General features: G+C 67.9%; 23 protein-coding genes. 15 read left to right on the top strand and 8 right to left on the bottom strand.

The window, feature by feature from the left end; all coding sequences use genetic code 11:
• Positions 1–236 precede the first annotated feature (236 nt).
• Complete coding sequence (locus BM417_RS39730; RefSeq protein ID WP_177320869.1) at positions 237–482, top strand: DUF3040 domain-containing protein; 246 nt, start codon at positions 237–239, stop codon at positions 480–482.
• Positions 483–530: 48 nt separating this feature from the next.
• Positions 531–2,126: an ABC-F family ATP-binding cassette domain-containing protein gene (locus BM417_RS39725; protein ID WP_093605199.1), complete on the top strand. Its 1,596-nt coding sequence runs from the start codon at positions 531–533 to the stop codon at positions 2,124–2,126.
• Here the strand turns inward: BM417_RS39725 and BM417_RS39720 are convergent.
• Positions 2,123–2,530, bottom strand: a complete 408-nt coding sequence (locus BM417_RS39720; RefSeq protein WP_093605197.1) for a GNAT family N-acetyltransferase — start codon at positions 2,528–2,530, stop codon at positions 2,123–2,125. The two genes, BM417_RS39725 and BM417_RS39720, sit on opposite strands and share 4 nt — an antisense overlap.
• Before the next feature lie 54 nt (positions 2,531–2,584).
• Here BM417_RS39720 and BM417_RS39715 point away from each other — a divergent pair, with 54 nt between their 5' ends.
• Positions 2,585–3,193 (top strand): hypothetical protein, encoded by a 609-nt coding sequence (locus BM417_RS39715; protein ID WP_093605195.1) that lies wholly within the window; start codon positions 2,585–2,587, stop codon positions 3,191–3,193.
• Here the strand turns inward: BM417_RS39715 and BM417_RS39710 are convergent.
• Together BM417_RS39710 and rocD are read right to left on the bottom strand one after the other, a co-directional pair.
• Positions 3,159–4,502, bottom strand: a complete 1,344-nt coding sequence (locus BM417_RS39710) for a DUF2252 domain-containing protein (protein WP_245822596.1) — start codon at positions 4,500–4,502, stop codon at positions 3,159–3,161. The genes BM417_RS39715 and BM417_RS39710 overlap by 35 nt on opposite strands.
• Before the next feature lie 128 nt (positions 4,503–4,630).
• Positions 4,631–5,860, bottom strand: coding sequence for an ornithine--oxo-acid transaminase (gene rocD / locus BM417_RS39705; protein ID WP_093605193.1), 1,230 nt, complete (start codon positions 5,858–5,860; stop codon positions 4,631–4,633).
• Positions 5,861–6,000: 140 nt separating this feature from the next.
• On the opposite strand from rocD, the gene BM417_RS39700 reads away from it, so the two are divergent.
• The 11 genes from BM417_RS39700 to BM417_RS39650 all read left to right on the top strand — a co-directional run bounded on the left by BM417_RS39700 (position 6,001) and on the right by BM417_RS39650 (position 15,714).
• Positions 6,001–6,831, top strand: a complete 831-nt coding sequence (locus BM417_RS39700) for a PPK2 family polyphosphate kinase (RefSeq protein ID WP_093605344.1) — start codon at positions 6,001–6,003, stop codon at positions 6,829–6,831.
• 150 nt (positions 6,832–6,981) lie between these two features.
• The gene (locus tag BM417_RS39695; protein ID WP_245822595.1) at positions 6,982–8,037 is read left to right on the top strand and encodes a lactonase family protein; all 1,056 of its coding nucleotides are present in this window, start codon (positions 6,982–6,984) and stop codon (positions 8,035–8,037) included.
• A gap of 50 nt (positions 8,038–8,087) precedes the next feature.
• Complete coding sequence (locus tag BM417_RS39690; RefSeq protein ID WP_177320868.1) at positions 8,088–8,819, top strand: SGNH/GDSL hydrolase family protein; 732 nt, start codon at positions 8,088–8,090, stop codon at positions 8,817–8,819.
• A gap of 17 nt (positions 8,820–8,836) precedes the next feature.
• Positions 8,837–9,139 carry an ArsR/SmtB family transcription factor gene (locus BM417_RS39685; protein WP_093605187.1) on the top strand — a complete coding sequence of 101 codons (303 nt, stop codon included), beginning with the start codon at positions 8,837–8,839 and terminating at the stop codon, positions 9,137–9,139.
• Complete coding sequence (locus BM417_RS39680) at positions 9,136–9,591, top strand: SRPBCC family protein (RefSeq protein ID WP_093605185.1); 456 nt, start codon at positions 9,136–9,138, stop codon at positions 9,589–9,591. The genes BM417_RS39685 and BM417_RS39680 overlap by 4 nt, the downstream gene beginning before the upstream one ends.
• Positions 9,592–9,601: 10 nt before the next feature.
• Complete coding sequence (locus tag BM417_RS39675) at positions 9,602–10,369, top strand: HipA family kinase (protein ID WP_093605183.1); 768 nt, start codon at positions 9,602–9,604, stop codon at positions 10,367–10,369.
• Positions 10,353–10,739, top strand: coding sequence for a DUF3037 domain-containing protein (locus BM417_RS39670; RefSeq protein ID WP_093605181.1), 387 nt, complete (start codon positions 10,353–10,355; stop codon positions 10,737–10,739). Before BM417_RS39675 ends, BM417_RS39670 begins: the two co-directional genes overlap by 17 nt.
• Positions 10,740–10,815: 76 nt before the next feature.
• Positions 10,816–11,835, top strand: coding sequence for an LCP family protein (locus tag BM417_RS39665; protein WP_093605179.1), 1,020 nt, complete (start codon positions 10,816–10,818; stop codon positions 11,833–11,835).
• A 300-nt stretch (positions 11,836–12,135) separates the two neighbouring features.
• Positions 12,136–12,867 (top strand): SDR family NAD(P)-dependent oxidoreductase, encoded by a 732-nt coding sequence (locus BM417_RS39660; RefSeq protein ID WP_093605177.1) that lies wholly within the window; start codon positions 12,136–12,138, stop codon positions 12,865–12,867.
• Between the two features lie 10 nt (positions 12,868–12,877).
• Entirely contained in the window at positions 12,878–14,170 is a 1,293-nt protein-coding gene (locus tag BM417_RS39655; protein WP_093605175.1) for an MFS transporter, read from the top strand.
• Complete coding sequence (locus BM417_RS39650) at positions 14,167–15,714, top strand: helix-turn-helix domain-containing protein (RefSeq protein ID WP_245822594.1); 1,548 nt, start codon at positions 14,167–14,169, stop codon at positions 15,712–15,714. Before BM417_RS39655 ends, BM417_RS39650 begins: the two co-directional genes overlap by 4 nt.
• Here the strand turns inward: BM417_RS39650 and BM417_RS39645 are convergent.
• The 5 genes from BM417_RS39645 to BM417_RS39625 all read right to left on the bottom strand — a co-directional run bounded on the left by BM417_RS39645 (position 15,694) and on the right by BM417_RS39625 (position 21,574).
• Entirely contained in the window at positions 15,694–17,160 is a 1,467-nt protein-coding gene (locus tag BM417_RS39645) for an APC family permease (protein ID WP_245822593.1), read from the bottom strand. The two genes, BM417_RS39650 and BM417_RS39645, sit on opposite strands and share 21 nt — an antisense overlap.
• Positions 17,161–18,630 carry a GMC family oxidoreductase gene (locus BM417_RS39640; RefSeq protein ID WP_093605173.1) on the bottom strand — a complete coding sequence of 490 codons (1,470 nt, stop codon included), beginning with the start codon at positions 18,628–18,630 and terminating at the stop codon, positions 17,161–17,163.
• Complete coding sequence (locus tag BM417_RS39635) at positions 18,627–20,069, bottom strand: aldehyde dehydrogenase family protein (RefSeq protein ID WP_245822592.1); 1,443 nt, start codon at positions 20,067–20,069, stop codon at positions 18,627–18,629. The genes BM417_RS39640 and BM417_RS39635 overlap by 4 nt, the downstream gene beginning before the upstream one ends.
• 84 nt (positions 20,070–20,153) lie before the next feature.
• On the bottom strand, positions 20,154–21,257 hold the full coding sequence (locus BM417_RS39630) for an NAD(P)/FAD-dependent oxidoreductase (RefSeq protein ID WP_093605169.1): 1,104 nt from the start codon (positions 21,255–21,257) through the stop codon (positions 20,154–20,156).
• Positions 21,254–21,574: a bifunctional 3-phenylpropionate/cinnamic acid dioxygenase ferredoxin subunit gene (locus BM417_RS39625; protein ID WP_093605167.1), complete on the bottom strand. Its 321-nt coding sequence runs from the start codon at positions 21,572–21,574 to the stop codon at positions 21,254–21,256. The genes BM417_RS39630 and BM417_RS39625 overlap by 4 nt, the downstream gene beginning before the upstream one ends.
• Before the next feature lie 119 nt (positions 21,575–21,693).
• Here BM417_RS39625 and BM417_RS39620 point away from each other — a divergent pair, with 119 nt between their 5' ends.
• The gene (locus BM417_RS39620; protein ID WP_093605165.1) at positions 21,694–22,464 is read left to right on the top strand and encodes an IclR family transcriptional regulator; all 771 of its coding nucleotides are present in this window, start codon (positions 21,694–21,696) and stop codon (positions 22,462–22,464) included.
• Positions 22,465–22,493 lie beyond the last annotated feature (29 nt).

The following is a 22,493-nucleotide window of genomic DNA, read 5'->3' as shown; positions in this document are numbered from 1 at the left end:
GATTCGGTCCGGAAGTCGCGTTCCCGCGGCCGACGCGACGCGGTCGAGCAGCGCGAACCAAGGCGGGCGCGTCGTCGCGGCGCAGTTCCTGCCACGCGCGAGCTTCTTCGGATGTCCCCCAGGTGTGCGCGCGAGCATGACTGAACGCGAACAGCGAGTTTGACTCCGGAGAAGTTCGAGTATCCACTGGGAGGCGAGCGGGAATGATGACGTCCCGACGTCTTCCGGAGGCACCCATGCTGAGTGAAGCCGAACGCCGCTCGCTCGAGGAGATCGAGCAGCGGTTGCTCGCGGACGAGCCCAGACTCGCCCGCACCATGAACCGCCAGGTCCGGCCCTGGCTGTTCTACTCCCTCCTGTTCGTCTTCGGCGGCCTCACGGTGTTGCTGACGGTGATCAGCGCGTTCGGCCCCGCGTTCCAGTGCCTGCTGGTCACAGCCGGTGTCCTGGTGCTTCGCAAGTACCCGCTTCGCCTCCGGTAGCGGAAAACTCGCTGGCGCCGGGAACAGCACAACCCGGACCATCTCCACGTGGGTTATCTGGAAGCGAACGGCCTCGCGTACGCCTTGCCTGACGGCAGGGAGCTGTTCCGCGACGTCTCGTTCAAGGTGAGCGGCGGGACCGTGGTCGCGCTCGTCGGCGCCAACGGTGCCGGCAAGACGACGCTGCAACGCATCCTGTCGGGGGAGCTCACCCCGAAGCAGGGCAGCGTGCACGTGCAGGGCGGGCTCGCGGTGATGCCGCAGTTCATCGGCTCGGTCCGCGACGACAGCCTGGTGCGTGACCTGCTGCTCTCCGTCGCACCCGTGGCACTGCAACGTGCGGCGAAGGAGCTCGACGACGCCGAGCTCGCGTTGATGGACACCGACGACGAAGCCGCCCAGATGAGGTACGCGAACGCCCTCACCAACTACGGCGAGGCCGGCGGGTACGACATCGAGGTCCTCTGGGACACCGTCACCGTCGCCGCGCTCGGCCTGCCCTACGACCGGGCCCGCTTCCGCGAGGTGCGCACGCTGTCCGGCGGCGAGCAGAAGCGGCTGGTCCTCGAAACGCTGTTGCGCGGCCACGAGCAGGTCCTGCTGCTCGACGAGCCCGACAACTACCTCGACGTCCCCGGCAAGCGCTGGCTCGAAGACCGGCTCAAGGCCACCGACAAGGCCGTTCTCGTCGTCAGTCACGACCGCGAGCTGCTGTCCACCGCCGCGACGCACGTCGTCACGGTCGAGGCGCATTCCGCGTGGACGCACGCAGGCTCGTTCGCGACGTGGCACGGCGCCCGTGCAAAACGCATCGACAGGCTGCTGGAAGATCACCGGCGCTGGAACGAGGAGCACGAGCGGCTCAAGGACCTCGTCCGCACGCTCCAGCAGCTGGCCAAGTCCTCCGAGGTGATGGCTCAGAAGTACCGGGTCATGGCCGCGCGCCTCGAACGGTACGAGCAGGCGGGCCCGCCGCCGGAGATCCCTCAGGACGAGAAGGTCACCCCGAGGCTCAAGGGCGGTCGCACGGGCGTGCGCGCGATCACGTGCGAGGCGTTGGAGCTGACCGGGCTCATGAAGCCGTTCTCGCAGGAGATCTTCTTCGGCGACCGGGTGGCGGTGCTGGGCTCGAACGGCTCCGGCAAGAGCCACTTCCTGCGGCTGCTCGGCGGTGACCAGGTCAACACGACCGGCAAGTGGAAGCTCGGCGCACGGGTCGTCGCGGGCCTGTTCGCGCAGACGCACGAGCACCCGGAGTGGCTGGGCCGCACGCTCGTGGACATCCTCTGGCACGGCGAGGGCCAGCGCACTGGCAAGGACCGGGGTGCCGCGATGTCGGTGTTGCAGCGCTACGGCCTGCACCAGGCGGGCGACCAGCGGTTCGAGAACCTGTCGGGCGGGCAGCAGGCGCGGTTCCAGATCCTGCTGCTGGAACTGTCCGGGGCGACGCTGCTGCTGCTCGACGAGCCGACGGACAACCTCGACCTCGCGTCGGCGGAGGCGTTGCAGAACGCGCTGAACGACTTCGAGGGCACGGTCGTCGCCGTCACGCACGACAGGTGGTTCGCCAAGTCGTTCGACCGGTTCCTGCACTTCCGGGCGGACGGCAGGGTGTCCGAAGTGGACGAACCGGTCTGGACCTAGTTCAGGTCCCAGCTGACGAAGGCGCCGTCGTCGATCGACCCGCCCGCCTTCTTGTACGTGGCCTGCGCCGCCGTGTCACCCGCGGCGGTGCCGGTCCACATCGCGTAGCAACCCCGTTCCTGCGCAAGGGCTTTCAACGCCTCGACGAGCGCTGTGCCGATGCCGCGGCGCAGGAACGCGTCGTCCACGCCCAGCTCGTAGAGGAACATCTCGGTGCCCTTGTCCGGGTGCGTCGTCTCCACCCCGGACACGAACCCGGCGGGCTGGTCGCCGACGTAGGCGATCAGCAGATGACTGTGATCCTGCGCCAGGAACCGAGCGGTCGCGTCCGGCCGCGGCGGCGCGTCGAACAGGTGCGCGGCGGCGAACACGTCGTCGGGGGAGGCGGCGCGGCGGATCTTCATACCGCCAGGCTAGGTCAACCTTTCCGTTCGTCTCCGTGCGATAGAACCGCTGGCGTGTCGGTCGACGCCTACTGCGAACGCCTCGGTCCGGGAATCTGGGCCGAGCCGCTCAACGCGCTGACGAACCTCGCGTTCCTGATCGCGGCGCTTCTGCTGCTGCGGAAACAGGCCCCGCCGAGCCTGAGAGCGCTCCCGGTCCTGCTCGCTCTCGTCGGCCTCGCGAGCCTGGGCTTCCACACCCTCGCGACCCGGCTGACCGGTGCCCTGGACAGCGCGTTCATCGCTGTGTTCGTCCTGTACCACGTGGTCGTGTTCGCCCACCACTACCGGCAGATCCGCTGGTCACGGGCCTGGCTCGCGGCGCCGGTGTTCATCGCGTCCGCCGTCGTCATCGGCCTGCTCGTGCGCGTCGGTCCCGGCATCTACCTGCCCGCGCTGCTCGCCCTGCTGGTCCTCGCCCCGCTGTCCGGCCGCGACTGGAAGTGGTTCGGGGGAGCGGCCGCGGTGTTCGCGGTGTCACTGACGCTGCGCACGCTCGATGAACCGTTGTGCGGAAGCGTCCCGAGCGGCACGCACTTCCTCTGGCACGTCCTCAACGCCGTGACGCTGTGGCTCGTGTCCGAGGCGGTCATTCGACGTGCGCGGACAGCTTCCCGCTCCTGACGAGCTTGGCCAGCTCGGCGTGGTCCGCCTCGGTCTGGTCGGCGTAGTCGAACGCGTACTTCGCGAACGCCTGGTCGAGGTCGTCGCCGCCGCCGTTCTGGAAGTACCCGGCCAGCAGCCGCGGGTCGAGTGACCGCGTGTGCGCGCGGGCCAGCAGGGCGCCGGCGAAGCGGCCGTAGTCGTCGAGGTCGTCGCGCTTCAACGTGGTCGCGTCGATCTCGCCCTTGCGGTTGCGGAACTGCCGCACGATGAAGTGCCGGCCCTCGATCGTCGTCCAGCCCAGCAGGATGTCCGACTCCGCCTGGACGAGCCGCGCGCCGTGCACGATCCGCTTGCCCTCGTGCTTGGCGGGCTCGACGTCCAGGAACGGCTGCAAAGCGGACGGGCGCGCTTCCTTGGCCTGCAACACCAGAGCCTCGGAGCCGTTGCCGTGCAACAGGATCAGGTAGTTGCGCAGGCCGACGCTGCCGGTGCCGACGACGCGGAACGCCACGTCCGACACGCCGTACCGCATGATCAGGTTGGTCCGCGACTCGCGCAGGGTGTCCACGTAGGACGGCAGCGAGGCGATCACGGCCTCGGCGGTCGGGGGAGTGGCCTCGGTGAACGTCGGCGGGTTCGTGATGAACCGCCACTTCTCGCCGTCGTGCGCGGTCCACTTCGCGGCGAACCGGGCGCTGGTGTTCTTACGGGACTTCTCGGCGGCCTTGGAGAAGTCGTTGAGCAGGTCGTCCGCCTTGACCTTCGACAGCGTCGACTCGTCGCCCAGCGCGGTCCAGGAGTCCAGGAACGGGATCTCCGCGAGGTGCCGGATCGTGCCCCGGTACGCGCTCACGGCGTCCTCGGCGGCATCGCGGCAGCCCTTGTCCGACACGCCGCCGACGCGGCCCGCCAGCACCAGCGAGGCGACGAGCCGCTTGAGGTCCCATTCCCACGGCCCGGGCAGCGTCTCGTCGAAGTCGTTGATGTCCATGACGATCTGGCCCTCGGGCGTGCCGTAGAGGCCGAAGTTCGCTGCGTGTGCATCACCGCACAGCTGAGCGTGAAGGCCCGTCGAGCAGCCGGCGGCGAGATCGCCTGCCTGCAACCCGGCCGAACCGCGGAAGAACGCGAACGGGTTCTCCAGCATCCGGCCGACCCTCAGTGGGATCAGGTTTTCCAATCGGCCCTTGTTGCTGGCGCGCATGAACTCCAGCACGGACGGGCGTGAAGAGGCCAACGACATCGAGCGGTGCGCCTTGAAGTCCACTGAGGACCGCAACGCGCGTCCCTCGGCGTAGACCTCTTCCGGCTCAACCCATCTGCCCAAAGCGGCAGCGGCCTCAGCACGACTCTGCTTAGTCAATGGGTTCACCCATACGAGTCATCATGCCTGCGGCGGACGAACCAGGTGGCCCGTCCGCCGCATTTGTGACCTAGCTACGAGCGAAAATCACCCTAAACGGGACGAACGACCTCGGCGATCGCTTGCACGCCCAGGTCGACCTCGGCACGCGTGATCACCAACGGCGGCGCGACGCGCAACGTCGACGCGTGCGTCTCCTTGCACAGCACCCCACGCGTGGCGAGCGCCTCGGACGCGGCCCGGCCGACCGGACCGCCCGGCGCGATCTCGACACCGGCCCACAGCCCGCGCCCGCGCACCTCGGCCACGCCGTGCCCGACCAGCTTGTTCAGTTCCGCGTGCAGGTACGCGCCCATCTCCCGCGAGCGCTGCTGGAACTCGCCGGTCGCGAGCAGTCCCACGACCGCGCGGCCCACGGCGCAGGCGAGCGGGTTGCCACCGAACGTCGACCCGTGCTCACCGGGCTTCAGCACGCCCAGCACGGCCCGTGAACCGACCACGGCGGACACGGGCAGGATGCCGCCGCCCAGCGCCTTGCCGAGCGTGTAGAGGTCGGCGCGCACACCCTCGTGGTCCAGCGCGAACAGCTCACCGGTGCGGCCGAGCCCGGACTGGATCTCGTCGGCGATCATCAGGACGTTGTTCTCGTCGCACAGCCGGCGGATCCCGGCCAGGTAGCCGGCGGGAGGCACGACGACGCCGGCCTCGCCCTGGATCGGCTCCAGCAGCACGGCGGCCGTGCGCGGGGAGATCGCGGACTCGATCTCGTCCAGGTTGCCGTACTTCACGACCTTGAAGCCGGGCGTGAACGGCCCGAAGTCGTTGCGCGCGGTCTCGTCGGTCGAGAACGACACGATCGTCGTGGTGCGGCCGTGGAAGTTGGACCCGGCGACGATGATCTCGGCCGTGCCCTCCGGCACGTGCTTGACCTGGTAGGCCCACTTGCGCGCGACCTTGATCGCGGACTCGACGGCCTCCGCGCCGGAGTTCATCGCGAGCACCATCTCGGTACCGGTCAGTGCCGCGAGCTCGCGGCAGAACGGGCCGAACTGGTCGTGGTGGAACGCGCGGCTGGTCAGCGTGACGCGGCCGAGCTGCTCGACGGCGGCGGCCACCAGGGCGGGGTGGCGGTGCCCGAAGTTCAGCGACGAGTAGCCGGACAGGAAGTCCAGGTAACGGCGGCCCTCGACGTCGGTGACCCACGAACCCTCGCCGTGCGAGATGACCACCGGCAGCGGGTGGTAGTTGTGCGTGCTCCACTCCTCGTCGAGGGCGACGTAATCAGCGCTGGTGGTGGTGTTGTGCTCAGCGATGGCGGTCATCCTCCAAGGCTAGGGTCCTGGACAAGCGAATTCGACCGTGAAGCGTTGCGCACTGCCTCAGTTCGTTGCGTAGATTCATCAATCAGTGGCGGAACTTTGCACAGCGGGCGGAATCAGCGGTGAATCGCTACGGTCTGGTGATGGCGAAGAAGTCGGTTCGTGAAGCCCTGCGGCTCGATCAGGTGGATCTCTCCACCCTCGACCCGGCGGGGCGCCCGGTCGGTCCCAGGAACAAGAAGGAGGCGGCCGAGGACCTGGTCGCCACGGGGGCCGAACTGGACGGTCTGCAGGAGGCGCTCTACGCGGAGAATTCTCGCGCGGTCCTCCTCGTCCTGCAGGGCATGGACACCGCCGGCAAGGGTGGCGTCGTCCGCCACGTCGTCGGTCTGGTGAACCCGCAGGGCGTGCGCATCGCGTCGTTCAAGAAACCGACTCCCGCCGAACGGCGCCAGCACTTCCTGACGCGCATCAGGAAGGTCCTGCCCGAGAAGGGCCGCATCGGGGCGTTCGACCGCTCCCACTACGAGGACGTCCTGGTGCCCAAAGTAGAACGCCTGCTGACGGCCGCGGAGATTCGCGGGCGTTACAAGGAGATCAACGCGTTCGAGAAGGAACTCGCGGACGGCGGCGTCACGGTCGTCAAGTGCTTCCTGAACATCTCGCCCGAGGTGCAGAAGGAACGGTTGCTCGCGCGCCTGGACGACCCGCAGAAGCACTGGAAGTACAACCCGGCGGACATCGACTCGCGGTCGAAGTGGTCCAGGTACCAGGACGCCTACGCCCAGGCGTTGAAGAACTGCTCGGCCACGCCCTGGCACGCCGTTCCCTCGGACCGGAAGTGGTACCGGAACTGGGCGATCAGCCAGTTGCTGCTGGAGACCATGCGCGAGATGGACCCGAAGTTCCCGCCGCCCGCCTACGACATCGAGGCCGAGAAGGCCCGGCTGATCTCCGTCGACCCGTTGCGCTAGACGCAATCTTGATTGCACCTATTGCCTGGCCGTAGTGGTCTAGGCCAGTGTGGGCTGCGCCGCCGCCGCAAAGTTCATCCCGGAGGTGCGGACGTGGGTGTTGATCGGCGACGTTTTCTCGGAGCCATGGGTGTAGGAGCTGGACTGCTGATGACCGGAGGAACCGCGCAGGCGGCCCCCGCCACCCGGAGAGTGTTCTTCGGCGCCTACACGACGTGGAGCGGTGGCGCCAAGGGCATCGGCATCGGCACCTACGACACCGTGACCGGGCAGTTGAAGACGACCGGCGTGATCACGGGCGTGGTCAACCCGTCCTTCGTGATCGAGTCGCGGGACGGCAGGTTCCTCTACGCCGTCAACGAGAACACCAAGGGCGAGGTCACCGCGATCAACGCGGCCACGCTCAAGGTGATCAACAAGCAGGCGACCGGTGGCGCCGACCCGTGCCACCTGACGCTCGACCCGTCCGGGAAGTTCCTGATCACGGCCGACTACTCGTCGGGGTCCTTGAGCGTCTTCCCGGTCAACGCGGACGGCAGCCTCGGTGCGCGCACGCAGAAGGTGCAGCACAAGGGGTCCGGGCCGAACAAGGAACGCCAGGAAGGCCCGCACGCGCACCACATCGTGTTCGACACCGCCGGCAAGTACGCGGCGGCGGTCGACCTCGGCGCGGACTCGGTGTTCGTCTACTCGTTCACCGGCGGGAAGCTGACCCAGGTCTCGCAGGCGAAGGTCAAGCCGGGAGCCGGACCGCGCCACATCGCGTTCCACCCGGACGGCAAGACGGCCTACGTGGCGAACGAGCTGGACTCGACGATCGTGACCTGCGCCTACGCGAACGGGGTGCTCACGCCGGGCCAGGTGCTCAAGACCGTGCCGTCCGGAAGCCCGACGAACTACCCGGCCGAGGTGCTGGTCTCCGCGGACGGCAAGAACGTCTACCTGTCGAACCGCGGGCATGACAGCATCGCGCACTTCTCGGTCGGCGGTTCCGGGCTGACGATGCTCGGCACCACCGCGGTCGGCGGCAAGTACCCGCGGCACATCACGTTCGACCCGACCGGGTCGCTGCTGTTCGCGGCCAACCAGAACTCGAACAACGTCACGTCGTTCACGGTGGACAAGGCAACCGGCAAGATCACCTCGTCCGGCACGGCGCTGCAGACCGCGATCCCGGTCTGCGCGCTGCCCACACGACTGGGTTAATGCCCTTCTAGTCGATCGTCCACAGTGGTACTCCGGCTCTCATGGGTCTTATGGCTGGAGTCCTCGCTGTCGCTCTGCTGGCGCCCGCGCCGTTCGCGCCGGAGTACGTCGCACTCGGCGACTCCTACGCGTCCGGGGCGGGCGCCGGTTCCTATGTGGACGGCTCGTGCCGGCGCAGCTCGAACGCCTACCCGGCGTTGCAGGGCAAGGAGTTCCCGTCGTTCAAGTTCGTGGCGTGCAGCGGCGCGACCACGAAGTCGCTCAAGTCGCAGCTGCGGGCGCCGACCCCGGCCACGACGCTGGTCACGATCACCATCGGCGGCAACGACCTCGGGTTCGTCGACGTGCTGACGACCTGCACCCTCCAGGGCGACGCCTCGTGTCACCGGCGGGTGGAGAAGGCCCGGCAGTTCGCCCGAGACCAACTGCCCGCGCGGCTCGACGCCACCTACTCCGCGATCAAGGCCGCCGCACCGAACGCCGAGCTCGTGGTGCTCGGCTATCCGCGGCTGTTCACGCAGGTCGACGGGTGCCGCACGTTGTCCACGACGAAGCGGGGGGATCTCAACGACGCCGCCGACGAACTGTCCGGGGTGATCGCCGAGGCCGCCGGGCGGGCGGGAGCGCGGTACGTGGACGTGAGGGAAGCGTTTGCGGACCACGGCGTCTGCGCGCGCGAACCGTGGATCAACGCGCTGGTCAACCCGACCGCCGACTCCTACCACCCGAACAGGGCCGGTCAGGTCGCCTACTTCAAGGCGTTGACTTCCCGCAGTAGGTAAGTTCAGACTTACCGTTCGTGGAGACTTACCAAACGGCGTTCGCGGCGCTCGGCGACCCGACCCGCCGCGAGATCTTCACGCTGCTCGTGGCCGGGCCGCGGGCGGTGGGGGAGATCGCCGCCGAGCTGCCCGTGTCGCGGCCGGCCGTGTCGCAGCACCTCAAGGTGCTCAAGCAGGCACGGCTGGTCCGCGTCGAGGCCCAGGGCACCCGGCGGAGGTACTCCGTCGACCACGTGGGGGTGGCCGCGATGCGCGACTACCTCGACGACGTCTGGGGTCAGGCACTCGCGAACTTCGCTGCGGTGGTGGAGGAGACATGACAGAGGTCAGGAGATCCGTGCTGGTCAACGCTTCGGCGGACCACGCCTTCAAGGTGTTCACGGAGAAGTTCGTGACGTGGTGGCCGTCCGCGCACCACATCGGCGAGGCGGCCTTGAAGGACGTCGTCGTGGAGCCGCGTGAGGGCGGGCGCTGGTACGAGATCGGCATGGACGGCGCCGAGTGCGAGTGGGGTTCGGTCCAGGCCTGGGAGCCGCCGTCACGGCTGCTGCTCGCCTGGCACCTCGACGGTGACTGGGATTACGACCCGGACCCGGCGCGGGCCTCCACGGTGGAGATCACCTTCACCCCCGAGGGCTCCGGTACCCGTGTTGAGCTGGTGCACAGCGCGTTCGAACGGCACTTCACCAAGCCGGACCGCGTCCGCGAAGGCGTCTCCGGGGAAGGTGGCTGGGGCGCTATTCTGCTCGGCTTCGGACAGGCGTTCGTGTGATCATGCGCGGGTGAGTCTTCTGAGGGAGGTCACGGCCACCCGCTATGTGACGCCGTTCCGCGAGGGCGGATCGATGCCGGGGCTGGTCGAGGCCGACGACCTGGGTATGTACGTGGTGAAGTTCCGAGGTGCGGGACAGGGCGTGAAGGTCCTGGTCGCCGAGATCGTCGTCGGCGAGCTCGCACGGCGGCTGGGCTTCCGGATACCCGAGATCGTCCTGGTGGACCTCGACCCTGAGCTGGCGCGCGCGGAACCAGACCAGGAGGTCCAGGAACTGCTGCGGGCCAGTGGCGGCCTCAACCTCGGGCTCGACTACCTGCCCGGCTCGTTCGACTTCAACCCGATCGTGCGCGACCCCGGTGCCGAGCTCGCGACGAGGCTGCTGTGGTTCGACGCGCTGGTGCTCAACGTGGACCGCAGCTGGCGCAACCCGAACATGCTGTTGTGGCACCGCGAACCGTGGTTGATCGACCACGGCGCCGCGTTGTACTTCCACTACTCGTGGAGCGAGGAACGACCGGCCACCAAGGACTACCGGTACGACTCGTCGGACCACGCGATGCTGCCGAACGCCGGTTCACTGTCCGAAGTGGACGGCGAGCTGGCCGCGAAGGTCACGCCGGAGCTGCTCGACGAGGTGCTCGCGCTCGTTCCCGACGAGTGGATGGAGGGCGATCCGGTCGAACTCCGGCAGCGCTACAAGGACTTCTTCACCTACCGCTTGGCCAACCGCGGCTGGGTCGACTCGCTGGAGGCCGCGCGTGCCGCACGTGTTTGAGTACGCGCTGCTGCGGGCGGTGCCGCGGCAGGAGCGGGGCGAGTTCATGAACGTCGGCGTCATCGTCTACTGCGCGCCGCTGGGATTCCTGTGTGCGAAGACCTATGTGGACGGTGAGCGGCTGCGGGTGCTGGACCCGCACCTCGACGTCGAGATGCTCGAGTCGTCGCTGAAGCACCTCACGAACTCGTGCGACGGCACCGCCGAGGCCGGTCCGGTCAGCAAGACGACCGTCGGGCAGCGCTTCCGCTGGCTCACCGCGCCCCGCAGCACGATCGTGCAGACGTCACCAGCGCATACGGGCTGGACCGACGACCCGTCCGCCGAGGTGAACCGCCTTTTCGAGGCGTTGGTGCTGCCACCCAGGTAGGTTTCCTCGCAACCTAAGGGGACGAACGGCGTCCCTAGTTGCAAAGCGAAACTGATGCGATCGGGGTTGGCGACACATGAGCGCTGGGTATCACCACGGCTACCAGCAGCCGCGGCGTCCCATGCCGCCGCAGCGGCCGATGAAGAAGAAGAGGCGTCCAGGACGCGTCATTCTGGTGCTGCTGCTCGTCCTGGTTCTGGGTGCCGTCGGGTTCGGGTTCTACGTCGACTCGACGCTGACGCGGATCAACGCGCTGCCGGACTACGAGGGCCGTCCTGCCGAGACGCCGGGCACCACCTGGCTGCTCGTCGGATCGGACGCCCGGGAAGGCCTGACGCAGGAGCAGAAGGACGCGCTCGCCACCGGTGACGCCGCCGGACGGCGGACCGACACCATCATGATGCTGCACCTGCCGGACAACAGCGCCGCCAAGCCGGTGTTGCTGTCGATTCCGCGTGACTCCTACGTCGCGATCCCGGAGAACGGCCGCAACAAGGTCAACGCGGCGTACGCGTTCGGCGGGCCGCAGATGCTCGTGCAGACCGTCGAGGGTGCGACCGGCGTGCGGATCGACCACTACATGGAGATCGGCTTCGGCGGGTTCTCCGACATGGTCGACGCGGTCGGTGGCGTCGACATCTGCCTCGACGAGCCGATCAAGGACCCGCTGGCCGGCATCGACCTGCCCGCGGGCTGCCAGGAGCTCGACGGACCGCAGGCGCTCGGGTTCGTGCGGACCCGTGCCTTCGCGACCGCCGACCTGCAGCGCGTGCAGAACCAGCGCAAGTTCCTGTCGGCGCTCTTCGAGAAGGTGAAGAGCCCGGCGACGCTCGCGAACCCGTTCCGCGTCATCCCGCTGATGAACGCGGCGTCCGGAGCGGTGTCGGTCAACGAGAACGACCACGTGTGGCACCTCGCCAGCGTCGCGCTCAACATGAGCGAGGCGACGAGCGGGACGGTGCCGGTCGGCGGCACGCCGACGGTGCCCGGTGCGGGTTCGGTCGTGCAGTGGAACAAGGAGAAGGCGTCCGAGCTGTTCGACCTGATCAGCAAGGACCAGCCGGTGCCCGCCGAGCTGATCGCCCCTCCGAAGTAGTGGTTCCCCCTACGACTTGACGGGCTCGGGAGTGGGCTCCGAGCTGGTCAAACCGGCCTCCTGTGCGATCTCGTCGAGCTCGCGCAGGAGGTCGTCGTAAATAGGCGTTGTTGACATGGTGTAGCCCCCTCTTGCGGATCTTCCCCCGTTCAGGTGACGGGAGCTTACGCCTCTATACCCGATCTTCTGGCCAGATATGCGTCCGAGACGCTAAATGTTGGCTAAAGCCACCTCGTGACCAGGCGTTATGTGGGCTCGCCACATGTTGATCACGCCGTGTGACGCCTACCGTTTCCAGGCATGTCGAGTGTCACGGGTCACAGCGCGCTGGTCACCGGAGCCGCGAGCGGCATCGGCCTGGCCTGCGCTCGCGCACTGGCCACCGCCGGCGCCGAAGTCCATCTGGTGGATCGAGATCCGAAGGTCCTGGTACTCGCCGAGGAACTCGGCGGTGCCGGTCACGTGCTCGACCTGATGGACCCGGTCGACGCCTTGCCCGCCGAGATCGACATCCTCGTCAACAACGCCGGCGTGCAGCACGTCGCGCCCATCCACGAGTTCCCCGCCGAGCGCTTCTCGGCGATGGTCGAGCTGATGCTGGGGGCGGCGTTCCGGCTCACCAAGCACGTGCTGCCGCACATGTACGCGCGCGGCTGGGGCCGGTTGGTCCACATCACCAGCGTGCACGGCATTCGCGCTTCCGCCTTCAAATCCGCCTACACCGCGGCGAAACACGGCCTGGAGGGGTTCTCCAAGGTCGCCGCGCTGGAAGGCGCGCCGCACGGCGTGACGTCCAACTGCGTGGCCCCCGGATATGTGCGGACCCCGTTGGTGGAGAAGCAGATCGCGGACCAGGCGAGAGCACACGGGATTCCCGAGTCGGAAGTGCCCGAGAAGATTTTCCTCCAGCGCAGCGCAGTCAAACGGATGATGGAGCCTTCCGAGGTCGCGTCGGCGGTGCTGTGGTTGTGCGACAACAGTTTTGTCACCGGTACGTCGTTGGCCGTCGATGGCGGCTGGTCAGCTCAATGAGGAGTTGTCGATGATCAAAAAAGTGGTAGGCGCATCGCTCATCGGAACAACTGTCGAGTGGTACGACTTCTTCCTCTACGGCTCGGCAGCCGCCCTGGTGTTCAACAAGCTCTTCTTCCCGACCGCGGATCCGTTGAACGGCACGCTGCTCGCGTTCACGACGTACGCGATCGGTTTCCTCGCGCGGCCGTTGGGCGGCGTGGTCTTCGGCCACTTCGGGGACCGGTTGGGGCGCAAGAAGTTGCTGGTGCTGTCGTTGCTGCTGATGGGCGGCGCGACGATGCTGATGGGTGTGCTGCCGACCTACGCGTCGGTGGGCATCCTGGCGCCGATCCTGCTCACACTGCTGCGGCTGGTGCAGGGCTTCGCGCTCGGTGGCGAGTGGGGCGGGGCCGTGCTGATCGTCTCCGAGCACGGTGACACGAAACGGCGCGGGTTCTGGGCGTCGTGGCCGCAGGCCGGTGTGCCGTGCGGAAACCTGCTGGCGACGGCCGTGCTGGCGATCCTCGCGGCGGTGCAGTCGGACGAGGACTTCCTCGCGTGGGGCTGGCGGATCCCGTTCCTGCTCTCCGGCGTGCTCGTGGTGATCGGGCTGTGGATCCGGCTGACGGTGTCCGAGTCGCCGATCTTCCTGGCGGCGCAGGAGAAGCGCGCGAAGGAGCCCGTGCAGGAGAAGGCGCCGGTGCTCGTGCTGCTCAAGCACAACTGGCGCGAGGTGCTGATCGCGATGGGCGCCAGGTTCGCCGAGAACGTGTCGTACTACGTGATCACCGCGTTCATCCTGGTGTACCTGACGACCGGGCTCGGGCTGTCGAAGTCGGTGGGGCTCAACGCCGTGCTGATCGCGTCGGCGGCGCACCTGGTCGCGATCCCGATCTGGGGCCATCTGTCGGACAAGTTCGGGCGGCGGTCGATCTACCTCATCGGCGCGGTCGGCATCGGCGTGTGGATCTTCGTGTTCTTCCCGATGCTCGACACCAAGGACCCGGTGCTGATCACGGTGGCGGCGACGGTCGGACTCGTGCTGCACGGTGCGATGTACGGACCGCAGGCGGCGTTCTTCTCGGAGCTGTTCGGGACGCGGGTGCGGTACTCCGGCGCGTCGATCGGCTACCAGCTGGCGTCGATCGCGGCGGGCGCGCTCGCACCGTTGATCGCGACGGCGCTGCTGAAGGCGTACGGAAGCTCGTTCCCCATCTCGATCTACGTGGTGATCACGTGCGTGATCACGGTGGTCGCGATCCTGTTGTCCCGGGAGACCCGTGGTGCGGATCTGGAGGATCGTGACAGGGTTGGGGTGTGACACGACGGCGTGAGGCCGAACTGGCGGCGTTGTTCGAGACCGCGTCCGAGCTCGCGGGCATGCGCGACCCGGACGCGGTTCTCCGCTCGATCGTGCGCAGGGCCCGGACGCTGCTCGGGACGGACGTCTCGTACCTGTCGATGAACGACCCGGCCGGCACCTACATGAGGGTGACGGACGGGTCGTTCTCCCCGTTGTTCCAGAAGGTCCGGCTCGGGCTCGGAGAGGGCCTGGGCGGGCTGGTCGCGCAGACCGCACGGCCGTACGCGACCTCCGACTACTTCGCCGACGCCCGGTTCAACCACACCCGGCCGATCGACTCGGCGGTGCGTGACGAGGGCCTGACGGCGATCCTGGGCGTGCCGCTGAAGCTCGACTCGAAGGTCATCGGCGTGCTGTACGCGGCCGACCGGACCTCGCGGGAGTTCCCGGCCGAGGAAGTCGCGTTGTTGCAGTCGCTGGCCGACCACGCGGCGATCGCGATCGACACGGCGTCGTTGTTCGCGACGATCCAGTCGCACAACGAGGCCATGAAACGGGCCGAGGAGGCGCACGACCGGCTCACGGACCTGGTGCTGCGCGGCGGTTCCTCCGCCGAGGTCGCCGCCGCGGTGGGGGAGTTGCTCGGCGGGCAGGTCGAGGTGCTGGACACCGTGCCGACGCCGGCGGTGCGGGCCAACGGGCGGGCCGTGCTGCTCGACGACGTCTGGGTGTGCGCGGTGCTGGCGGGTTCGGAACTGCTGGGCGGCATCGCGCTGACCGGGTGCCCGGACCTGCCGAACGTCGACCGGCGGTTGTTCGAGCGGTCGGCGGTGGTGACGGCGCTGTTGTTGTTGCTGCGCCGAACCGTGGCCGAGGCGGAGAACAAGGTCCGCGGCGAGCTGATCACCGACATCCTGGACGGCAGGGACGCCGCCGGGCTGCTGGCGCGGGCACGCCGGGTGGGGGTCGAGCTGTCCGACCCGCACGTCGTGCTGGTCGCCGATGGAAACCTTTCCGGCGCAACGCATTACGCCTCGGTCCACAGAGGACTCGCCGGGTCGCGGGACCGGGACGTCGTGCTGGCGTTGCCGTCGAGGTCCACGGACGTCGCCCGGGAGGTGGCGAAGGCGCTGGACGCGACGGTGGGTGCCTGCGGGCCGGTCGCGGGTCCGGTGGCCATCGCGGCGGCCTACGAGGAGGCGCGGCGGTGCCTGAAGGCGTTGCGGCAGCTGGGCCGTGAGAAGGACGCCGCGACGATGGACGACCTCGGGTTCGTCGGCGTACTGCTGGGCGATCGCGCGGACGTGTCCGGCTACGTGCGGTCGGTGCTCGGCCCGGTGCTGGACTACGACACCGAGCGCGGCACGGAACTGGTGCACACGCTGGAGATCTACTTCCGCTGCGGCGCGAACCTGAGTCGTGCCAAGGCCGAGCTGCACCTCCACGTCAACACGGTCACGCAACGGCTCGACCGGGTCACGTCGCTGCTCGGCGACTGGCAGTCGCCGGACCGCGTGCTGGAGGTGCAGCTCGCCCTGCGGCTACTTCGGCTGACCGGTTAGGGCTGGCACGGCGTCGCCCGCAGCGGCGTCGGAGTTGCCGAACGGCTTGGCGATCAGCATGTAGACCAGGCCGATGCCGACCACGAGCGCCCCGCTCAGGATCACGACGTAGTTGTCGTACCAGGGCCCGTCCGGGGTGCGCGGCCAGACCATGTTCACCATCGCCGCGACGCCGTACGCGAGCGCCAGGACGTTGACGATCAGGCCCCACCGGCCGAGCGTGAACTCGCCGGACGGCGTCCAGCCCTTGAGCCTCGCCCGCAGCGCCGCGAACACGACCATCTGGAAGCCCAGGTAGATGCCGAGCGTCGCGAACGACACGATCTTGTCCAGCGCGTTCGTGGACAGCATCGACGCGAACACGATGATCACTGGGATGATCCCGGCCAGCGCGAGGGCGTAGGGCGGGATGTGGCGCTTCGGGTTGAACTTGGCGAGCGCCTTGTGCCCGAAGATCATCTTGTCGCGGGCGTAGGAGTAGGTCAGCCGGGACGCGGCCGCCTGCAACGACATCGTGCAGGACAGGAACGAGATCAGCACGACACCGATCACGATCTTGTAGCCGACCGGGCCGAAGGCGTTGGTCAGGATGTTCGTGACCGGGTCGGCGTCCTCGCCGCTGATGACCTTGCCGAAGTCCGGCACCGCCAGCAGCAGCGACAGGCACGCGAACGTGGCCGCCGCGCCGCCGATGTAGATGGTGCGGCGCATGGCCTTCGGGATGACGCGGCCGGGGTCCTTGACCTCTTCCGCCGTGTCACCGCACGCCTCGAAGCCGTAGTACTGGTAGAGGCCGATGATGCCCGCCGCGAAGAACGCGGGCAGGTAGCTACCTGATCCACCGGCACCGAAGCTGTCGAACAGCACGCCCAGGCCGTGGACGCGGTTGTCGACGAGCAGCCAGATGCCGACCACGAGCGCGCCGACGATCTCCGCGGCGAACCCGAAGATGGCAGCCCAGCTCAAGACCTTCGTGCCGGCGTAGTTGATGAGCGTCGAGACCACGATGATCGCGATCGCGCACAGCACCGTGTTGCCGACGTTGGCCGTGTAGCCGAGAAGCGTTGCCAGATATGGGCCGGCGCCGTAACTGACGGACGCGATGGTGACCAGCAGGGCGATCATGTAGACCCAGCCGGTCATCCACGCCCAGCGCTTGCCCCACAGGCGGCGTGCCCAGGGGTACACGCCGCCCGCGACCGGGTACTGCGCCACGAGCTCGCCGAAGATGAGCGCGACCAGGAACTGGCCGACGCCCGCGACGACGAAGCTCCAGATCATCGGCGGGCCGCCCAGGGCGAGGGCGACGCCGAACAACGTGTAGGTGCTGACCACGGGGGAGAGGTAGGTGAAGCCCAGCGAGAAGTTCGCCCAGGGACTCATGTCCCGCTTGAACTCCGATGTGTAACCGAGATCCCTGAGCCTGTCTTCCGCTGTTGCCGTCACTCACGCCTCCTTGATCAGGTCCGCGGCGCGTTCTCCAATCATGAGCACCGTGACCATGGGGTTCACGGTGGGCATGGTCGGGAACACGGACGCGTCGACGACCCGGAGTCCTTCGAGTCCGATGACCTTCAGGTCACCGTCCACAACGGACCCGATGGCACAGGTCCCCGCCGGGTGGTAGACGGTGTGGGCTGCGCGCCGGCCGTACTCCGACAGCGCCTCGTCGCTCGTGACGTCCGGGCCCGGTGCGATCTCCCGCTTGAGCCACGACTTGAGCGGCTCCTGCTCGGCGATCCTGCGGGCGATCCGGAAGCCGTCGACTAGGGTCTGCTCGTCGTAGCCGTCGGGGTTCATGAAATAGCCGAAGTCGAGTGCCGGCTTCTCCATTGGGTCACTGGACTTCAGCCACAGCCTGCCCTTGCTGTGCGGCCGCGGGATGTTCGGCGTCATGCAGACCCCGTGCTCCACCGCCGGGTAGCCGAGGCGTTCCGTGTTGGTGGTGAACGGGATCTGGTAGAAGTGGAACATCAGGTCGGGCCGTGGATCGGACTCGTCGCGCCGGATGAACAGCCCGGCGTCGGAGTCCATCACCGAGTTCTCCGGCAACGGCTTCGTGGTCTCCCAGACGATGACCGACTCCGGGTGGTCGAGCAGGTTCTCGCCGACACCGGGCAGGTCGTGCTTCGGCTCGATGCCGATGCTGCTCAGGTGCTCCGCGTCGCCGATGCCCGAGAGCATCATCAGCCGGGGCGTGTCGATCGCGCCCGCGCAGAGCAGAACCTCTTTGTTCGCCTCGATGTAGCCCTTGTCGGTGTGCACACCGATCGCCCGGTTGCCGTCGAACTCGATCCGGCCGGCCCAGGTGTTGAGCAGCAGGGTCAGGTTCCTGCGGTCCAGGATCGGGTGCACGTAGGCGGTCGACGCCGACGAACGCTGGTTGTTCTTCTCCGGGTGGTAGGCGATGGAGAAGAAGCCGACGCCGTCCTCGAACGGCGCGGCGTTGAAGTCGTCGATCTCCGGGACGTTCACGGCCTTCTGGGCGGCCGCCACGAAGTCCTTGGCGATCGGGTTCCGGTCCTTCTCCACCACCGGGATGATGTTGAGCTGGACCTTGTCGTAGTACGGCCCGACCGCGTCCCACGTCCAGCCGTGACCCCAGTCGTCGAGGTCCTGCGGCAGCGGGTTGAAGCAGATCAGCGTGTTGTGACTGGAACACCCGCCGAGCACCTTCGCGCGGCTGTGCCGGATGTGCGAGTTGCCGCGCGGTTGCTCGACCGTCGGGTAGTCGTAGTCGTACTCGGTCTCCAGCAGGTTGATCCAGTTGCGCAGGTTCAGGATCTTCTCGTCGCCGACGTCGGAGGGACCGCCCTCGATGACCGCGACCGTGACGTTCTCGTCCTCGGTGAGCCTGGCCGCGAGCACGCAGCCCGCTGTTCCGCCACCGACGATCACGTAGTCATATGCGGTCACTGGGCAGAGTCCTTTCGCGCGAACCAGTTCTGGGCTTCAGGCTTGAGGTTCTGATACACGTGCTTGGGCTCGGTGTACTCGTGCAGCCCCGCGGTGCCGAGCTCGCGGCCGACGCCGGAGCGCTTGAAGCCGCCCCACTCGGCCTGCGGCAGGTACGGGCCGAACTCGTTGATCCAGACCGTGCCGTGCCGGAGCTTCTTCGCGACGCGCTGCGCCTTGTCGAGGTCCTGGCTCCAGACACCGCCCGCGAGGCCGTACTCGGTGTCGTTGCCGAGCCGGATCGCGTCCTCCTCGGTCTCGAAGCGTTCCGCGGTGATGATCGGGCCGAACGTCTCGTCCTGGACGAGCTTCATGTCCCTGGTGCAGTCCGCGTAGACGGTGGGACGGAAGAAGAAACCGTTCTGCAGCTCGGCTTCCTCCGGCCTCCTGCCACCCGCCTTGAGGGTCGCGCCCTCCTGCCTGGCGACCTCGACGTAGCTCTCGACCTTGGCGCGGTGCTCGGCCGACACGAGCGGTCCGGACTCGGTGTCCTCGTCGAAACCGTTGCCCAGCTTGATGAGGTCCGCCCGGCGAGCCACCTCGTCGACGAAGTCGTCGTAGACGCTGCTGTGCACGATGAGCCTCGTGCCGGACGAGCAGACCTGGCCGGCGTGGAAGAACGCCGCCGTGAGCGCGTAGTCGACGGCGACGTCGATGTCGGCGTCCGCGAAGACGATGTTCGGGTTCTTGCCGCCGAGTTCGAGGGCGACCTTCTTCACGGTCTTCGCGGCCGACGCCATGATCCGCTGGCCGGTCGCGAGGCTGCCGGTGAACGAGACCAGGTCGACGTCGGGGTGCTCGGACAGCGGCGCGCCGACCTCGGGACCGGTGCCGAGCACGAGGTTCGCGACCCCGTCCGGCAGTCCGGCCTCGGCCAGCAGCTCGAACAACTTGATCGTCGTGAGAGGAGTGATCTCGCTGGGCTTGGCCACCAGGGTGTTGCCCGCCAGCAGGGCGGGCGCGATCTTCCAGGAGACCTGGAGCAGCGGGTAGTTCCACGGCGCGATCAGGCCGCACACGCCGACGGGTTCGTAGTCGATGCGGCTGATGACGTCCGCCGGGGCACCCTGGACGATCTTCGGGTGCAGCAGTCCGGCGAGGTTGCCGTAGTAGCGGAACACGGCGGCGACGTCGTCCACGTCGATGCGGCTCTCGACCAGCGTCTTGCCGGTGTCGAGCGTCTCGGTGCGGGCGATGTCCTCCTTGTCGCGTTCCAGGAGGTCCGCGACGCGGTTCAGCACGGCGGCGCGGTGCTCGGGGCTGGAGTGCTGCCAGTCGCCGTCGTCGAAGGCGTGGCGTGCCTTGGCGATCGCTGCGATCGCCTGGTCGCGGGTCTGTTCCTCGACCTCGGTGATGACGCTCTGGTCGAAGGGGTTGATGATCTGCCGCACCGGCGACACGGACTGCCTCCCTGATTCGTGTGTCCACGAAGGACACCGGGGTATAGCCGGTCGCCGGTGGGCGTAAACCGTGACGACCGTCTCCTACTTGAGATTCCTGCGGAGTCGGGTGAAAAGTCGTGCGTTGCTCATGGCCACGATGCCAACGATGTCGTCCGGGCGCTCACCGTCTCGATAGGTCGCGACGAACTTCCTGTCCTCGATGGATCCATCTTCTACTCGAACGTCGTCCGTCGCCCGTCCGATGAACTGGATCCGCACGCCGTACTGGTCGGACCAGACGTAACCGCCGTTGGTGTGCGTCGCGACGGTCTCGCCCGCGAGCAGGTTCCGGGTGGCGATCTGCGCCTGCTCGGTCGCCGACGTCCAGTGCTCGGCGCGATGCCCGGCGCAGTTCGCGACGTCGCCGACCGCGACGATGTTCTTCACGTTCGTCACGCCGCCCGCGTCGCACACGACGCCGTTGCCGAGATTGACCGGTCCGCCGGCGAGCCAGTCCGTCGCCGGCCGCGTGCCGATGCCCGCGACGACGACGTCGGCGTTGACGACGCGCCCGTCCGCGAGGTTGATTCCGCCGTCAACGTTGACCGAGTCAACATTGACTCCCGTGATCAATGTTGATCCGTGGTCACCGTGCAGGTGTCCGCACGCGGTGCCCATCTCGGCGCCCAGGACGCGCGTGAGCGGCGTGGGGAGTGCCTCGACGACGGTGACGTCCTTGCCGAGCGCACGCGCGCTGGAGGCGATCTCAGCCCCGATGAACCCGGCGCCGATGACCCCGATGTGCTGCGCGCTGCCGAACGCCTCGCGGAGCTTGATCGCGTCGTCCAGCGTGCGCAGGACGTGCGTGCCGGGGATCGTGCGCGGCAGCCCGCCCGTCGCGATGACGATGCCGTCGGCCTCGACGGTGGTGTCGTCGCTGAGCGCGATCTCCCGGGTGGAGAGCAGCCCCGTCGCCCGCACGCCGAGGCGCCACTCCGCGTTGAGCGCGTCGAGGTCCTCCTGGTCCGCGAGCGGCACCGCCTCGACCTTGCCGAGGAGGAAGTCCTTCGAGAGAGGAGGCCGGTCATAGGGCAGATGGATCTCGTCGCCGATGACGACGAGCCGCCCGTCGAACCCCTGCTGGCGCAGTGCCTGCGCCGACCTCAAACCGGCGAGTGAGGCGCCGATGATCGCGATCGTCTTCACGCCACGTCCTTGTTCACTTCGACATCGACATAGACCTCTCCATCTTTCACGTAGACGGAATAGGTCTTCACCGGTCTTTTGGCGGGCAGACAAGTCGCCTCGCCGGTGCGAAGGTCGAAGCTCGCGGCGTGCAGAGGGCACTCCACGAAGCACCCGTCCAGCCACCCCTCGCTCAGCGAGGCGTCCTGGTGGGTGCAGGTGTCGTCGATGGCGTAGACGACGCCGTCGGCGTTGAAGACCGCGATCGGCGCATGAGGGCCGACGATGCGAACCGCCTCCCCTGGGGGCAGGTCCATGAGAGCGCAGGCGCGGATCATCGTCGGCCTCCGTTGCGTGACGCGGCACATGTTCCGAATGACGCAACACAATGTGAGCCTCGTGAGACCCGCAGTCAAGAGTCCAGCCGGTTGTTTTGCCTGCCGGTTACTGTTGCGCGATGAGCAACTCCGACTCGGCAGCTCAGGTGCAGTCCGTGGACAGAGCCATCAGCGTGCTCGAACTGCTGGCCCAAGGTGAGGCCGGCATCACCGAAATCGCTGGTGAGCTCGGTGTGCACAAGTCCACGGTGTCCAGACTCGTCTCCGTGCTGGAGTCGCGTGGCCTTGTGGAGCAGCTCGGTGAAAGAGGCAAATACGCCATCGGTTTCGGGGTCGTCCGCCTGGCCGGTGCCGCCACCGGACGGATGGACCTGACCAAGCTCGGCCAGCCCGTCTGCCAGACCCTCGCCGACTCGTTCGGCGAGACCGTCAACATCGCCGTGCACGACGCCGGCGTCGCCATCAACATCACCCAGGCCCGCGGCTCCGCGGCCGTCTCGGCCGTGAACTGGATCGGCCAGCGCACACCCCTGCACGCCACCTCGTCCGGCAAGATCCTGCTCGCGTACCTGCCGCCGGACGAACGGCGCCGCCTGGCCTCGTTGCCGCTCGACGCCTACACCGAGAACACGGTCGTGGAAGCCTCACGGCTGCTCTCGGAACTGGAGGAGGTCGCGTCGCAGGGGTACGCGGCGTGCTTCGAGGAGCTGGAACTGGGGTTGCACGCGGTGGCAGTCCCGGTGCGTGGGCACCGTGGCGAGGTCGTCGCGGCGATGAGTGCTTCCGGTCCGTCGTACCGGTTGTCGCGGGAACGGGTGGACCAGATCGTGTCCACGATGTCGTCGGCGGCGGCCGATCTCTCGGCCCAGTTGGGCTACTTCGCGGGCTGATCCCACCAGGGGACCCAGTTCCAGCCGGC

Origin of the sequence: Lentzea waywayandensis (genome assembly GCF_900115955.1) — a bacterium.
Classification (GTDB): domain Bacteria; phylum Actinomycetota; class Actinomycetes; order Mycobacteriales; family Pseudonocardiaceae; genus Lentzea; species Lentzea waywayandensis.
Note: the sequence above shows the minus strand (reverse complement) of the source record. Positions and strands in the feature narration are given on the sequence as shown.

Coding starts and splice junctions, on each gene's coding strand:
- BM417_RS39730 (WP_177320869.1), top strand. CDS start 237: ATGCTGAGTGAAGCCGAACGCCGCTCGCTCGAGGAGATCGAGCAGCGG.
- BM417_RS39720 (WP_093605197.1), bottom strand. CDS start 2,530: ATGAAGATCCGCCGCGCCGCCTCCCCCGACGACGTGTTCGCCGCCGCG.
- rocD (WP_093605193.1), bottom strand. CDS start 5,860: ATGACCGCCATCGCTGAGCACAACACCACCACCAGCGCTGATTACGTC.
- BM417_RS39700 (WP_093605344.1), top strand. CDS start 6,001: ATGGCGAAGAAGTCGGTTCGTGAAGCCCTGCGGCTCGATCAGGTGGAT.
- BM417_RS39695 (WP_245822595.1), top strand. CDS start 6,982: ATGACCGGAGGAACCGCGCAGGCGGCCCCCGCCACCCGGAGAGTGTTC.
- BM417_RS39690 (WP_177320868.1), top strand. CDS start 8,088: ATGGCTGGAGTCCTCGCTGTCGCTCTGCTGGCGCCCGCGCCGTTCGCG.
- BM417_RS39680 (WP_093605185.1), top strand. CDS start 9,136: ATGACAGAGGTCAGGAGATCCGTGCTGGTCAACGCTTCGGCGGACCAC.
- BM417_RS39665 (WP_093605179.1), top strand. CDS start 10,816: ATGAGCGCTGGGTATCACCACGGCTACCAGCAGCCGCGGCGTCCCATG.
- BM417_RS39660 (WP_093605177.1), top strand. CDS start 12,136: ATGTCGAGTGTCACGGGTCACAGCGCGCTGGTCACCGGAGCCGCGAGC.
- BM417_RS39655 (WP_093605175.1), top strand. CDS start 12,878: ATGATCAAAAAAGTGGTAGGCGCATCGCTCATCGGAACAACTGTCGAG.
- BM417_RS39625 (WP_093605167.1), bottom strand. CDS start 21,574: ATGATCCGCGCCTGCGCTCTCATGGACCTGCCCCCAGGGGAGGCGGTT.
- BM417_RS39620 (WP_093605165.1), top strand. CDS start 21,694: ATGAGCAACTCCGACTCGGCAGCTCAGGTGCAGTCCGTGGACAGAGCC.